This window comes from Cobetia sp. 5-11-6-3, assembly GCF_013374055.1.
Taxonomy (GTDB): domain Bacteria; phylum Pseudomonadota; class Gammaproteobacteria; order Pseudomonadales; family Halomonadaceae; genus Cobetia; species Cobetia marina.
The window spans coordinates 376591-390861 of record NZ_BLWJ01000003.1 but is presented as its reverse complement, the minus strand read 5'-3'; the positions used below and the strand labels follow the sequence as shown (position 1 = coordinate 390861).

The window sequence follows — 14271 nt, the reverse complement described above, 5'->3', positions numbered from 1 at the left end:
TTCTCAGCGAGGCCGCGTCATCGGTCTCCGTCTGTCGACTGTCGGTGGTGACGCTTATCCGGGTCGTGCAGGCTTTCCGCTCATGTTTCAGATCACCCAAGGAATGCCTCGCTCAATGAGCTATCAGGTATTGGCGCGCAAGTGGCGCCCGCGCAATTTTCACGAACTGATCGGTCAGGAGCATGTCAGCCGTGCGCTGGTCAATGCCCTCGATCAGGGGCGCCTGCACCATGCCTATCTGTTCACCGGGACTCGCGGTGTCGGCAAGACGACGCTGGCGCGCATTCTCGCCAAGTGTCTGAACTGCGAGGAGGGTGTCAGCTCCAGACCCTGCGGCGTGTGTGGCACCTGTCGCGAGATCGACGAGGGGCGCTTCGTCGACCTGATCGAAGTCGACGCCGCCTCGCGGACCAAGGTCGAGGACACGCGTGAGCTTTTGGACAACGTCCAGTACGCCCCGACCCAGGGACGCTACAAGGTGTACCTCATCGATGAGGTGCACATGCTGTCGACCCACAGTTTCAATGCGCTGCTCAAGACGCTGGAAGAGCCGCCGCCCCACGTGAAATTCCTGCTCGCGACCACCGACCCGCAGAAGCTGCCGGTCACCATCCTGTCGCGCTGTCTGCAGTTCACGCTCAAGAACATGCCGCCGGTCCGCGTGGTCGAGCACCTCACCGACATTCTCGGGCGTGAGGAAGTCAGCTTCGAGGAAGACGCGCTGTGGTTGCTCGGCAAGGCTGCCGATGGCTCGATGCGTGACGCCATGAGTCTGACGGACCAGGCGATCGCCTTTGGGCATGGTCAGGTGCGGCGCGAAGATGTCGCCGCCATGCTGGGCACCCTGGATCACCGTCATGTGCTGGCGCTGCTGGAATGTCTGGCGGATTTGAACGCCGCGAGTCTGCTGGCGGAGGTCGCGACGCTGGCCGAGCAGGGCCCGGATTACGGCGGTGTGCTGGATGACATGGCCTCCGTCTTCCATCGCCTGGCGATCGCCCAGATGGTGCCGAGCGCGCTGGACAACGGCCATGGTGACCGTGATGCACTGCTGGCGCTGGCCAGCCGCTTCACTGGCGAAGACGTGCAGCTCTATTACCAGATCGCCCTGCAGGGGCGCGCCGACATGGCCAGTGCGCCGGATGCCCGCACCGCGCTGGAGATGACGTTGCTGCGCATGCTGGCCTTCCGCCCGCAGGGCGTGCCGCGTCCGGCGCAGACGCCGCTGCCGATGACCGGCCAGCCGGAGGGCGCCGCTCAAGCCCCGGCACCACAGGTGTCCGCGCCGCAGGCTCCTGTTCAACAAGCTCCGGTTCAGCAGGCTCCTGTTCAAGAAGCACCGGTGCAGCAGGCCCCGGCTGCCTCTGTGGCTCCCGCCGCGGCGCAGTCTGCCGCACCGGTGACTGAAGTACAGCCGCCGATGGCCGATGAGCCGCCCCCCTGGGCGACGGAGGACGTTCCTCATGACGCCCGGGATGCCGGCTTTCGCGACCTGACACAAGATGAGCCCCAGACATCGGCCGCGACAGGGTCAGCGCCGGCTGCCGAGTCAGCTCCGGCGATGTCTGCCACGGGGGCGCAAGCGCCGCAGCCGTCGGAGCCGGTGGCTGCGCCCGCACTGGCAGCCGCTGCGCCCAGCTCGGCGATGTCACGCCTGAGCGCCGCCTTTGGTTCGGCGCAACCGGAACCGGAGCCGAAACCGGAGCCGGAACCGGAACCCGCTGAAGCATCAGTACCGGAGCCTGCTGAAACAGCAGCGCTGACGTCTGCTGAATTGTCAGCGCCAGCACAACCAGAGCCTGCTGCGCCGGTCGTGTCTGAGCCGGTCATGCCCAAGCCTGTCGAGGCAGCGGAACCGATGCCGGCAGCGGCTCCCGCGCCGGTTCAGGCATCAGCGCCTGCGCCATCCGATGCGCCGAGTGGTGATGGCCGCTTGAATCACGCGGAGTGGCTGGAGCTATTCCCGGCGCTGGGGCTTGGCGGCATCACACGCAACATCGGTGCGCACTGTCTGGTCGAGCACGATGATGGCACGCACCTCAAGCTGAGGCTGGACCCTGCCCAGTCCGCGATGATGGCGGATGTCCACCGGGAGCGCATTCACAAGGCGCTGGCAGGGCAGGGCGTGGTGCGGGAACTCGAGATCAATGTCGGCCCGCTGCCGGAGGGTCTCGAGACACCTCACAGCCGACGCATTCGACTGCTGGGCGAGCGTCAGCTGCGGGCGGTTGAAGCCTTGCGTGCTGACCCGCATATCCAGTCATTGGAGCAGCAATTGGGCGCGCGCTTGATCGAGGAAAGCGTCAACTCCTTCGAGCCGGACAATTTCTGATCGAGCGTCATCGGTCACCGCGACCGGTGACGCTCCCGGATTCCGGGGGGACGTGCTTGCGGGCATGTGCCTCCACGCCAGCCGTGCCAGATGGCGCGGCTGGCAGACAGCATTTATCGTTAGTTCATGTACAACACGTCATTGATGAGGTGAGCCATGTTTGGTGGAAAAGGCGGTATGGGCAACATCATGAAGCAGGCGCAGGAAATGCAGGAGCGCATGCAGAAGGTCCAGGAAGAAGCGGCCAAGGCCGAAGTCCAGGGCGAAGCCGGTGCCGGCATGGTCAAGATCACCATGAACGGGCGCCATGACGTCTCGCGCGTCGAGGTTGACCCGAGCCTGATGGAAGAGGACAAGGAACTGCTGGAAGACCTGCTGGCCGCTGCCGTCAACGACGCGGTGCGCAAGGTCGAGGTCAATTCCAAGAAGCAGATGGAAGAGGCGACTGCGGGTCTCAACCTTCCGGCCGGCTTCAAGATGCCGTTCTGATGGGATTCTCGCCGCTGGTCGATCAGCTGCTGGATGCCCTGCGCGTGCTGCCGGGCGTCGGTCCGCGTACCGCACAGCGCATGGCGCTGCATCTGCTGGAGCGTGATCGCATGGGGGCCGACCGGCTGGTCGGTGTACTCGGCGAGGCGCTGGAGCGTGTCGGCTATTGCGCGCGCTGCCGGACGCTGACGGAAGAAGAGATCTGTCAGCTGTGCCTGAGTCCTCGGCGTGATGAGCGAGTGCTGTGCGTGGTGGAGTCCCCCGCGGACCAGCTTGCCATCGAAGGGGCGGGTGGCTACGTGGGACGTTACTTCGTGCTGCATGGCCACCTGTCACCGCTGGACGGCATCGGGCCTGAGGACATCGGCCTGGATGCGCTGGAAACCCGCGTGCGCGAGAGTCAGATCGAAGAGCTGGTGCTGGCCACCAACCCGACGGTCGAGGGTGAAGCCACCGCGCACTACATCGCCGAGCAGCTTCGCGATGTGGCGCATGGCGGGCAGCCCCTCAAGCTGACACGGCTGGCCTATGGCGTGCCGATGGGTGGCGAGCTGGAATATGTCGATGGTGGTACGCTGAGTCGTGCCTTCAGCGGCCGATTGCCCTTTACCCTCGGCGAGATCTGAACGTGTCGGGTTCGCCCGGTCGCGTTTCGCCAGCGGCATGTCCTTGACGCAGAGCGTCCGAAAGGCAACAACAGCAGCACGTCTGCGGGCGTGGTGGTCAGGAACCACCACGCCCGCCGTCGTTTCCGCCCGGTGTCTGGCGAGTGCCCGTCACCCTTCATTTATCGCTTGCCCGGGCAAGCCAGTCACCATGAGATATTCTTGCAGATGAGTGATCAATCCGCCGCCACCGCACTGCTGTCAGAGCTAGACTTCGACGCCATCTGGGTCGAGACCCCCGAAGCGCTGGCCGCTGCCTGTGCCGAACTTGAGGGCGCCGACTGGTTGGCGCTGGACACCGAGTTCATCCGTGAGTCCACCTTCTTCCCGATTCCGGCACTGGTGCAGCTGATGGCGGCCCGCGATGGTGAGCTGCCCGGTGCGGATGGCAAGACGCCGCGCATCTTCCTGATCGACCCCACGGTGGTGCCGGCCAGTGACGCGCTCAAGCGTCTGCTGGGTCCTGAGGGGCCGCTCAAGCTGCTGCATGCCTGCGGCGAGGACATGGAAGTCTTCCTGCGCTGGGCGGGCGTGGCGCCGGCACCGCTGATCGATACCCAGATCGCCGAAGGGCTCACGGGTGGCGAGGCCTCCATGGGCTATCAGCGTCTGGTCGAACGTGTGGCCGGCATCACGGTGCCCAAGGAAGAGACGCGCTCCAACTGGCTCAAGCGTCCGCTGAGTCAGGCGCAGTGTGACTATGCCGCTCTGGACGTGCTGTTCCTGCCGCAGGTCTGGGCACAGCAGCGTGAGGCCCTGAATCAGCTGGGTCGCATGGCCTGGCTGGAAGAGGACTGCAGTGCCCCGGGCAGCAGCGGGGGTGCCACGCCGGACCCGGAGTACTGGAAGCGCCATCGCAGCCTGTGGAAGCTCACGCCGCGTGGGCTGGCCGCCTGGCAGTCCCTGTGCGAGTGGCGTGAGGCCCAGATTCGTCTGCGTGACGTGCCGCGCTCGCGCCTGCTGGCGGATGCCCAGCTGTTCGCCATCTGCGAGCGTCTGCCGGTCAATCGTTTCGAACTGGCCAAGGTCGAGGGGCTCCACCCGCCGCAGATCAAGCGCATCGGCGACAGCGTGCTGGAAATTCTCAAGGACGTGGCGATGATCGATGACAGCCAGTTGCCGCGCGTGCCGCCGTCGCCGTTGGCGCCGGAATGGAAGGCGCGCATGAAGCGCCTCAAGCGTGAGGTCAACGCGGTCGCCGAGGCCCAGGACCTCAAGCCGGAGATTCTCGGCAAGCGTCGCGACATGGAAGCGCTGGTGATCGCCGACTACGAAGGTGAGCCGCTGCCGTTGCCGGGTGGCTGGCGCGGCGCGCTGCTGGCCGAGCGCCTCGCCAAGGCGTTCCAGCCGGAATGAGTCAAGGATTGCCTCCGGCATGGCCGGGGGCGATCAGGTAACCAATGTGAGACGTCGTGCGCTCGTGTCCCGTGCGCACGCTGATGCGCGCATGCGCTGCAAGATGACGTGATGGGTGGTCCCGATGACTGATGACAAGATGATCTGCGAGATCTACAAGAGCGCCCGCAAGGACGAGATGTATCTGTACGTCGAGAAGACGCGAGGTCTCAAGGATGTGCCGGAGTCCCTGCTGGAGATCTTCGGCAGGCCTGCGCCGTTGATGACGCTGTTGATCCGTGCCGACAAGCCGCTGGCGCGTGTGGCCAGTACCACGGTGCTGGAGAAGATCCGGGAGCAGGGCTTCTACCTGCAGATGCCGCCGGTCAAGGAAAATCTCCTCAAGGAGATTGGCGTGACGCCGCCGGAAACGCACTACTGACGACTGCCCGTCGTCAGACGAGACCGACTGGACCGACCCTGCTGCCCGGCAGGGCGAGGAGAGCAAGATGAGTGATGTTCCGCAACCTGACGGCGGAAAACGTGAGCGTTTCTGGGAGCGGCATGCGCTTTCGGAGCTGAACACGGCCGAGTGGGAGGCACTGTGTGATGGCTGTGGCCAATGCTGCCTGCTGAAATTCGAGGATGAAGACAGTGGCGACATCGCGGTACTGGATGTCGCCTGTCGCCTGCTGGATGTGCGCAAGGTCAGCTGCCGTGATTACCCCAATCGCGCCACACGCGTGCCGGGCTGCATCCCGCTGGATGTCGAGACGGTAGGCAAGCTGCGCTGGCTGCCGGAAACCTGTGGTTATCGCCGCCTGAATGAAGGCTGTGAGCTGCCAGAATGGCATCCGCTGCTGACCGGGGATGCCAGAAGCGTCAAGCGTGCCGGTGTCGCGGTGTCACGCTTCGCCGTCTCCGAGGCCTCGGTGCGCCAGCAGGATCTGGAAGACCATATCATTGCGATCATCGACCCGGAGAGCTGAGGCGCTGACGTTTTCGCGTCTCCCTGTCTGCCCGTCTTGATCGTGCAAGCGCAGCTCCTTGAGCTGCGCTTTTTCTTTGCCTGTTTTTCTTTGCCTGTTTTTCCTTGTCCGTTTTTCCTTGCCTGGTCTGAGGCAGGTGGGGCCTGGTGGTGTCTGCGTCAGAGCCGCCGTCTGCATGGCAAGGCGGGGGCCGGCTGGCGCAATGGCTGGTTGTAAATAAATGAACGTTCATTTATTTTGTGTGGATTCTCATCCTGAGCAGATCCAGAGGCAGACAGGCCATGCGCCATCGTGATGAACACAAGCAGCAGGCGCTGCTGGAAGCCACTCTGCATGAGGTGGCCGAGCATGGTTTTGCCGTGACCTCCGTGGCACGCATCGCGCGTGCTGCCGGCATGTCCCCCGGAACGCTCTATCTTTACTATCGCGACAAGGACGACTTGCTGGAGGCCACCTTCAGCGAGGTCAGCCGCCGCATCATCGAGGTGGCGCTTGATGCCTTCGAGGCCGAGCCGGACGCGCAGGTATCACGGGGCACATCGCCCGAGATGTCCCCCGCGGCCTGGCAGCTCAAGTCAGCGCTGTGTCGGGTGTGGCACGCCCTGGTGATGCTGGGGCGCCGCCAGCCCGCCTTGTTCCGCTTTCATGATCAGTTTCTTCACTCCTCGCATATGCGGGACGCCTTGAAGGTGGCCAACCAGGAGCGGGCCGCGCCCTTGCTGGAAGCCTTCGCGCAGGGCCAGCGGACTGGCATTCTGAAACAGATCGACATCGCTCTCATCGAGGTGTTCATGTTTCGTTCGATCTACAGCCTGCTGCAGGGCTCGGGCTGTCAGGTGCCGGCCATCAGTGATGCATGCTTCGACCAGGCCTTCGAGATGGCCTGGGACGCGATAGCGCTTCGTCATCCAGCACCGTGAGCCACGGCCGTACGCATTGCCGGACAGATGACAGATCTTCGTTTTGTGCTTTTCCATTCCAATGACTCAAGGGCCTGCTGATGAAACTTCGACCTGGTGCCAAGCCACACCTGCGTACTCCCGCCGCCTGGCGCGGAGGCCTTGCCCTGCAGTTGTTTGCCGGTCTGCTGCTGGCCCTCGGGCTTTCGGCCTGCAGCGAGGCCGAGGCGCCGCTGAAGAAGCAGAAGGTGCATCCGGTCAAGTTGCTGTCATTGTCGGATGAGGGGGGCGGTGTCATACAGCGCTATCCCGGCGTGGTCGAGGCCTCCGAGCGTTCCAATCTCTCGTTCCGGATCGGCGGTGAGCTGCGTGAGCTCAACGTGCAGGCCGGCCAGGAGGTCACGCAGGGTGAGCTGATCGCGCAGCTGGATGATCGTGATGCCCGCAGTCAGCTCAACAACGCCCGTTCCAGCTTCAATCTCGCCCAGGCGACCTACAAGCGCATGAAGTACTCGGTGGAGAAGGGCGCCATCAGCCGTGCACGCTTCGATGAGGCGCAGGCGGAATTCCAGTCGGCACAGGCCCAGTACTCCCAGGCGCAGGACCAGCTCAGCTATACCGAGTTGAAAGCCCCCTATGACGGGGTGATCGCCCGAGTGCCGGTGGACAACTATCAGGTGGTCACGGCGCAGGAAACCATCGCGGTGCTCCAGCAGCCCGGTCAGATCGATGTGACCTTCAATCTGCCGGAACGCCAGGTGCGCGCCATCGACCGTGAGCGTGCCATGGCCGGGCGTCAGGAGGATGCAGCGCTGGCCTGGGTACGCTTCGGGCGCGGTGAACAGCGCTATCCGGCGCGCTACAAGGAGCATGACACCAGCGCCAGTGAGGGCTCGCTGAGCTATCAGGTCACCCTGACCCTGCCGGAGCCTCAGGACATCACCGTGCTGTCCGGCATGAGCGCGACGGTCGAGCTGGACATGCAGCAGCTGACGGGGGCCACCGGGGGGCAATGGCGTGTGCCGGTGGAAGCGGTGGTGATGCGCGATGCCGACCCGCAGCAGGCCGTAGTGTGGCGTTATGTGGAAGACGGCTCTGCTGCCGCCGAGACGTCTCCGGACGTCGAGGACAAGGACAAGGCAGGGCAGGGGATGGTGGAAGCCGTGCCCGTCGAGGTGCTTCAGGCCACGGGCGAGGGGCTGGTGATCACGGGGGAGTTGAATGCCGGTGATCGTCTGGTGACCGCGGGTGCCAGCCGCATGCAAGCCGGGGAGCCTGTGCGCCCCTGGGTCAAGGAAGCGGGGCTCTGATCCATGGTCGATTACTTCCTGAGACACAAGGTCATCAGCTGGATGGTCACGCTGTTGCTGTCGGTGGGCGGCGTGGTGTCATTCTTCAATCTTGGCCAGCTGGAGTTTCCCGAGTTCACCATCCGCAATGCGGTGGTGATCACCCAATATCCGGGCGCCACCCCCAAGCAGGTGGAGGAGGAGGTCACGCTGCCGCTGGAGAAGGCCATCCAGCAGATTCCCAATCTCAAGCGTGTCAGTTCGGTCAACAGTTCAGGCCTTTCGCAGATCACGCTGGAACTCGAGAGCAGCGTGCGCGCAGGCGAGATGCAGCAGTACTGGGATCTGTTGCGGCGCAAGATCAATGATGCCCAGTCGAGCCTGCCACCCGGCAGCTCCTCCTCGGTGGTCAATGATGACTTCGGTGACGTGTTCGGTCTGCTCTACAACCTGAGTGGCGAGGGCTACTCGGCGCATGATCTCGAGGATCAGGCCGATTTCCTGCAACGCGAACTGACGCTGGTGGAGGGCGTGAAGAAGGTCTCCATCGTCGGCGCGCGCAGCGAGCAGGTGATCGTGGCGCTGGACCGTGATCGCATGCAGGCGCTGAACATCTCGCCGGACCAGCTCTCCAATCTGCTCAATGCCCAGAACGTGGTCGGCAATGCCGGTCGTATCCGTCAGAACGGCCTGTCGCTGGAATTGCAGCCGGGCGGGGAGTTCCAGAGCGTGCAGGATCTGGAGCGCCTCGTGGTCGGTCGCCCCGGCAATGGCGGCCTGATCCGCCTCGGGGATATCGCCTCCGTCAGCCGCGAGTACACCGAATCGCCATCACGTCTCTATCACACCGATGGCGAGACCGCTCTGTCGCTGGGGATCTCGTTTGCCTCCGGCGTCAATGTGGTGGAGGTCGGCGAGCGAGTCGACCAGCGTCTGGGGGAGCTTGAATCGCGCATGCCGTTGGGCATGGAGCTGACCACCGTCTATCACCAGCCGCAGGTGGTGGATGAGGCGGTCTCCGGCTTCCTGCTCAATCTGGCCGAGGCCGTCGGTATCGTGATCCTGGTGCTGCTGCTGTTCATGGGCGTCAAGAGCGGGGTGCTGATGGGGCTGGTGCTGCTGATCACCATCCTCGGCACCTTCGTGATGATGTCGATCCATGGCATCGAGCTGCAGAAGATCTCGCTGGGCGCGCTGATCATCGCGCTGGGCATGCTGGTGGACAACGCCATCGTGGTCACGGAAGGCATGCTGATCGGCCTCAAGCGTGGCAAGACCAAGCGTCAGGCTGCCTTCGAGGTGGTCAACCAGAATCGCCTGCCGCTGCTGGGGGCCACGGTGATCGCGATCACCGCCTTCGCGCCCATCGGTCTGTCGCCGGATGCGACCGGGGAATTCGTCGGCTCGCTGTTCTGGGTGCTGTGTTACTCGTTGCTGTTGAGCTGGATCACCGCCCTGACGCTGACCCCGTTCTTCTTCGACATGTTCTTCCGCGAAGCGCGTGAGACATCGGGCAACGACAAGGACGGCACCGAGCATGAAGACCCTTACCGGGGCGTGGTCTTCCGTGGCTTCCGTACCCTGCTGGGCTGGGCGATCCGTCTGCGCTGGCTGACCCTGGGCGGGGCGCTGGCACTGCTGGTCGTGGCCGTGATGAGCTTTGGCCAGATCAAGAATGCCTTCTTCCCGGATGCCTCGACACCGCTGTTCTTCGTTGATGTCTGGATGCCGGAAGGCACCGATGTGCTGGAGACCGAACGGCATGTCTCGCGTCTGGAGCAGCAGGTGCTGAAGATGGAGCGCGTCAACCATGTCACCAGCGTGACCGGGGGTGGTGCCCAGCGCTTCACCCTGACCTACTCGCCGGAAGACAGCTACGCGAGCTTCGGTCAGCTGATCGTCGAGACCGAGGACCGCGACAGCCGCGAAGCGCGCATGGAGGAGGTGATACGCCTGTTGCGCGCCGAGTATCCGCAGGTGGAATACAAGGTGCAGGCCTTGCAGGTCGGCCCGTCCGCCAAGGCCAGTCTCGAGGCGCGCCTCTACGGCGAGGACCCGGCGGTACTGCGCCAGCTGGCCGCCGAAGTGCGTGACGTCTTCGAGCAGGAGCCGCTGGCAGACAGCATTCGCCTGTCGTGGCGCAATCGCGTCAATCGCATCGAACCCGAGTTCCTGGATGATCAGGCGCGGCGTGTCGGCGTGACGCGAGATGCATTGCATGAGGCATTGCTGATCAACAGTGATGGCGAGAGCGTCGGCGTCTATCGCGAGGGCTCCGAACTGATCCCGATCCTGTTGCGCGGTGAGGAGCGCCAGCGCTTTGATCTCGACACCCTGGCCAGTCTCAACGTCTGGAGCGACGAACAGGAAACCTACGTGCCGGCGGGAGCGGTGATGGGCCCGCTCAAGGCCGAACTGCGCGACCCCCTGATCAAGCGGCGCAATCGCGAGCGCATGCTGGCGGTCTACGCGGAGCCGATGCCACTGTCCGGCGAGACGGCCGCCAGTGTATTGAGTCGCATCCGACCCAAGGTCGAGGCCATCGAGCTGCCGGAGGGATATCATCTGGAGTGGGGCGGTGAATACGAGACGTCCACCGATGCGCAGAAGGCGCTGTTCTCCTCGCTGCCGATGGGGCTGTTGGGGATGTTCGTGATCACGGTGCTGCTGTTCTCCAACCTGCGCCAGGCGCTGGCCATCTGGTCCATCGTGCCGCTGACGCTGATCGGTATCGTCAGCGGGTTGATCGTGTTCGGGGCGCCGTTCACCTTCATGGCACTGCTGGGCACCCTGAGCCTGGTCGGCATGGTGCTCAAGAACGCCATCGTGCTGGTGGAGGAGATCAACGTGCAGCTGACCGAACAGGAGGACCGCTTCCAGGCGGTGATGCTGGCGGCGGTCAGCCGCGTGCGGCCGGTTTCGATGGCGGCGATCACGACCATGCTGGGCATGATTCCGCTGTTCTCGGATGCCTTCTTCTCGAGCATGGCGGTGGCGATCGTCTTCGGTCTGGGCGTCGCGACGCTGCTGACGCTGGTCGTGCTGCCGGTGGCCTACTGTGCACTGTTCCGTATTCCGGCAGGCAAGCACGAGGCGGCGTAGTCTCGCCCCCCATGGCCATCCTCCCGGGAGGGTGCCATGCCGTGATGCCAAGCACTGATGGCAAGCACTGATGCCAAGCACTGATGGCAAGCACTGAGGCATGCCGTGCGCCCGATGACAGCGCCTGTCGTCGGGCGCACTGCCGTTGGCGAGTCAGCGGTGTTCTCACGCGTCATCGCGTTGCAGTCGATCCCGCATGGGGGCATCGCCAACAGCGCCTTTCCGTTACACTATGCGCCGCCAGTGGTGTGTTTAGGGTCCGCTGCTGGCCCGTCGTCATCAAAACCTGTCGAGTCGTGAGGTGTGCCTTGGTCGAACCCCTGAGTGCCTGGTGGGGGCAGCAGCTGGTGTTGTGCGGTTGGCGTTTCAGTGCGACACCCGAAGCGGTGTGGACATCCGAGGAGGCGCGTGCGCGCCTCAAGGCGCTGGAAGTGCCGGATGCCGGCGAGCTGGGCTGGCGCTTGCTGGAAGCGTTCCCCAGTGACATGCCCGACTCGCTGCGTCAGCTGGAAGCGCTGGAGCTGCTGGCGTTGGCGCGGACGGCTGGCTGGCTGTCCGAGGCGCGCACGCGTGCCTGGCTGGTGCGACTGCTCATGGCCATCGCATCACGTTTCACCTCGCTGGATGACTGGCTCAAGGCGCTGGCGCATTCGCGCAGCGATGCTGGCTGGACACGCGGCGATGACGGCTTCTTCGAGGCCAGTCTCGCGCTGTCCCGGCTGGAGCAGGAAGAGGCGGGCGTCACCTGGCCGCGTCTGCTGGAGGCGCTGGAAGGCCGTCAGCCGGTACCCGCCACCGAGCTGTGGCCGCAGGGTGAGCGTGACCGGGTGTGGATGGCGCGCGCCATCTTTGCGCCCTGGGTCGGCGGGACGACACTGACGTCGACGGATGACGGCCTCTGCGAGGCGAGTGACAGCGGTTTCGATGCGCAGGGTCACTGGCCCGACGTGCAACGCTGGCTGCGTGATACCTGGGCGATCCGCACTCGTGACGAATTGATCCGTCTGCTGTTGTGGCTGGCCTCGCAAGGGCATCGCTACGGCTGGGACATCGACAGCGCGCGCATGCTGTCGGCCAGTCAGGATGAGCGTGACAAGTGGCTCGACGAGCTGGAGTCTGACGCCGCCTCCGAGGAGGCCGAGCGCAAGGCTCAGGGGCTCGCCGGCACCCCGGCACATGCGGCGGCCAGTGCGGAGCTGGCGGCCGCTGCGGGTCTCGAACAGGGCCCGTCGCCCGTGGCCTACGGGGAGCTGCTGCTCCAGTATCTGGATCGTGGTGAGCCACTGGAATTTGCCGCCTGGGACTGGCTGCGGCTGGTGGATCTGGCCTTTGCCGGTCTGTGTGCCGGCTGGTTGAGTCGTGAGGAGGGCGAGGACTTCGCCGCGCATGGTATCGACCTGCTGGTGCGTCGCTACGCGGATTGGCAGGGCGTGGCGCGCGCCTATCAACGCGGACGCAGCCTGTTCGAGGGGGCGGATCTCACCGGCTCCACCGACAGTGACTGGCGGCCATTGATGGCCTCACCGGTGACGCCGCTGCGCTGCGAGCTGCACGCGTTGCTGCCGGAGGCCATCCGGGATCGCTCCCGCACCGCCATGCGTCAATGGCGCAGCGACAGCCGCCACTGGGTGCTGGCCATTGCCAGCATTCGAGAGCCGGACCTGCTCTATCGTCAGGGGCTGCCTGCGGATGTGGCGGACGCGCGGCGTGAAGAGGCGCGTCAGTACCTCAACGAGACGCTGGCCCTGGATACCCGCGATGGCGTGGCCGGCATGGCGCGTTTCTGGCTGCCGGCGCAGGCCCATCACCTCAATCAGCTGGCGGCCGATGCCGCACGGGGTGGGCTGCCTGATCCTCAGACGCCCTTCGGACGCGCCGATACCGCCGAGCTGGAACGGCGACAGCGGCTGGCAGTCTGTCATCGTCATCCTGCCAGCATCGTGATGGCGGAGAAGTACGCGTTCTATCTGCTGATGGTGCAGGACAGCCGCGATTTCGATGCCGGTGAGCTGGCGCAATGTGCCGAGCGCCTGCGCAGCGCACTGTGCCGCTTCTATCCGGACGCCGTCCGGCTGCTGGAAGCCTGGACGGTATGGGAATCCGCGGTCCCGGAACTTGAGGACCACCCGCTGGTCAACGAGATCCGCTGGCATCTCGAGGACCCCGGCAGCCTGTTCCACTGGCTCGACTGGCGCGCCAGTGACTGGCAGGAGCCCGGCGAGCGCCCCAGTCTGGATCGTTTCACGGCGCTGGCACTCAGTGGCCCGCTCAATTCGCCCTGCTGGGGCGAGCCGATGGTCGAGCATGGCCGGGGAGTCGAGGAACTGACCGGCTGGCTGGAAGGTCATTATGGTCTGGCCAACGCCGAGATGCTGATCGGCTTCCTCGATTTCCTGCGTGATGCCGGGGATCGGGACGAATATCAGATCAATTACGGCCCCTATACCCTCAATCGTGCGCGTCTGGACAACGAGATCGATGTGCTCGAGAGCGGTGAACGCGGCGAGGATGAGCAGGTGCACCTCGATCGCCTGCGCCGTGTGCGTGACAACGAGGCCCGCTGCAATGAGCTGGACATGGCAGCCTGGGACATCGCGCAGCTGGTGGATCTGGCGATTGCCGGCCGTCAGCTGGGATGGCTGGATGCGGCCACCTTCACGGCCTATCTGGACAGCGCCCATGCGATGGCGCGAGCACACTACGGCAGCTGGAAGGAATATGCGCGCGGGCTGTTCGCCGGCTATGCCTTCTTCATGGGCGATACCGATCAGCGTGACAGCTTCCTGCGCGGCTTCCGTGATGTATTGATCCAGTGGCTGACGGCGGCGCCGCCATTGGCCGGTCCCTGGGCCAGTCTGGATTTCCCGGGCGCGCGTCCGGGGCATTGGCCGGCGCTGCATCTGGATACCCTGAGCGGCGATGCTCGTCTGCTGCATTGAGTATTTTCTGATGCTTTAGTCTATCTTGTGAGGCGATGGCATACGGATTGCGGCAATATGCACTACCCTGCTGCGAACGGCATTCAATTGCGTCACAGGTCTCAGGGCATGCCGTTGATCCTGTTGATTCACGTTTCAGGCATGCAGGCATCTCGTGATGACGGGATTCCTGCCGGCTTTCTGTCTTGTCATGCATCACCTGTTATCGCCGTCCGCAAGTGCTGATCACGTT

General features: G+C 64.5%; 10 protein-coding genes. All 10 read left to right on the top strand.

Going from position 1 to position 14271, the window contains the following annotated elements:
- Nucleotides 1–115: 115 nt before the first annotated feature.
- Nucleotides 116–2332 (top strand): DNA polymerase III subunit gamma/tau, encoded by a 2217-nt coding sequence (dnaX, locus tag HXS66_RS07515; RefSeq protein WP_176503200.1) that lies wholly within the window; start codon nucleotides 116–118, stop codon nucleotides 2330–2332.
- Nucleotides 2333–2488: 156 nt separating this feature from the next.
- On the top strand, nucleotides 2489–2821 hold the full coding sequence (locus HXS66_RS07510) for a YbaB/EbfC family nucleoid-associated protein (RefSeq protein WP_077375440.1): 333 nt from the start codon (nucleotides 2489–2491) through the stop codon (nucleotides 2819–2821).
- The gene (gene recR / locus HXS66_RS07505) at nucleotides 2821–3447 is read left to right on the top strand and encodes a recombination mediator RecR (protein ID WP_077375437.1); all 627 of its coding nucleotides are present in this window, start codon (nucleotides 2821–2823) and stop codon (nucleotides 3445–3447) included. The genes HXS66_RS07510 and recR overlap by 1 nt, the downstream gene beginning before the upstream one ends.
- Before the next feature lie 207 nt (nucleotides 3448–3654).
- Nucleotides 3655–4842: a ribonuclease D gene (gene rnd, locus HXS66_RS07500; RefSeq protein ID WP_084207963.1), complete on the top strand. Its 1188-nt coding sequence runs from the start codon at nucleotides 3655–3657 to the stop codon at nucleotides 4840–4842.
- Nucleotides 4843–4966: 124 nt separating this feature from the next.
- Nucleotides 4967–5263, top strand: coding sequence for a YcgL domain-containing protein (locus HXS66_RS07495; RefSeq protein WP_077375431.1), 297 nt, complete (start codon nucleotides 4967–4969; stop codon nucleotides 5261–5263).
- Nucleotides 5264–5330: 67 nt separating this feature from the next.
- The gene (locus HXS66_RS07490; protein WP_176503199.1) at nucleotides 5331–5810 is read left to right on the top strand and encodes a YcgN family cysteine cluster protein; all 480 of its coding nucleotides are present in this window, start codon (nucleotides 5331–5333) and stop codon (nucleotides 5808–5810) included.
- A 281-nt stretch (nucleotides 5811–6091) separates the two neighbouring features.
- Entirely contained in the window at nucleotides 6092–6730 is a 639-nt protein-coding gene (locus HXS66_RS07485; RefSeq protein ID WP_176503198.1) for a TetR/AcrR family transcriptional regulator, read from the top strand.
- Nucleotides 6731–6810: 80 nt separating this feature from the next.
- The gene (locus HXS66_RS07480) at nucleotides 6811–8019 is read left to right on the top strand and encodes an efflux RND transporter periplasmic adaptor subunit (protein WP_176503197.1); all 1209 of its coding nucleotides are present in this window, start codon (nucleotides 6811–6813) and stop codon (nucleotides 8017–8019) included.
- A 3-nt stretch (nucleotides 8020–8022) separates the two neighbouring features.
- On the top strand, nucleotides 8023–11100 hold the full coding sequence (locus HXS66_RS07475) for an efflux RND transporter permease subunit (protein WP_136938850.1): 3078 nt from the start codon (nucleotides 8023–8025) through the stop codon (nucleotides 11098–11100).
- A gap of 308 nt (nucleotides 11101–11408) precedes the next feature.
- Complete coding sequence (locus HXS66_RS07470) at nucleotides 11409–14039, top strand: YbeU/YbeR family protein (protein WP_176503196.1); 2631 nt, start codon at nucleotides 11409–11411, stop codon at nucleotides 14037–14039.
- The last annotated feature ends 232 nt before the right edge of the window (nucleotides 14040–14271 follow it).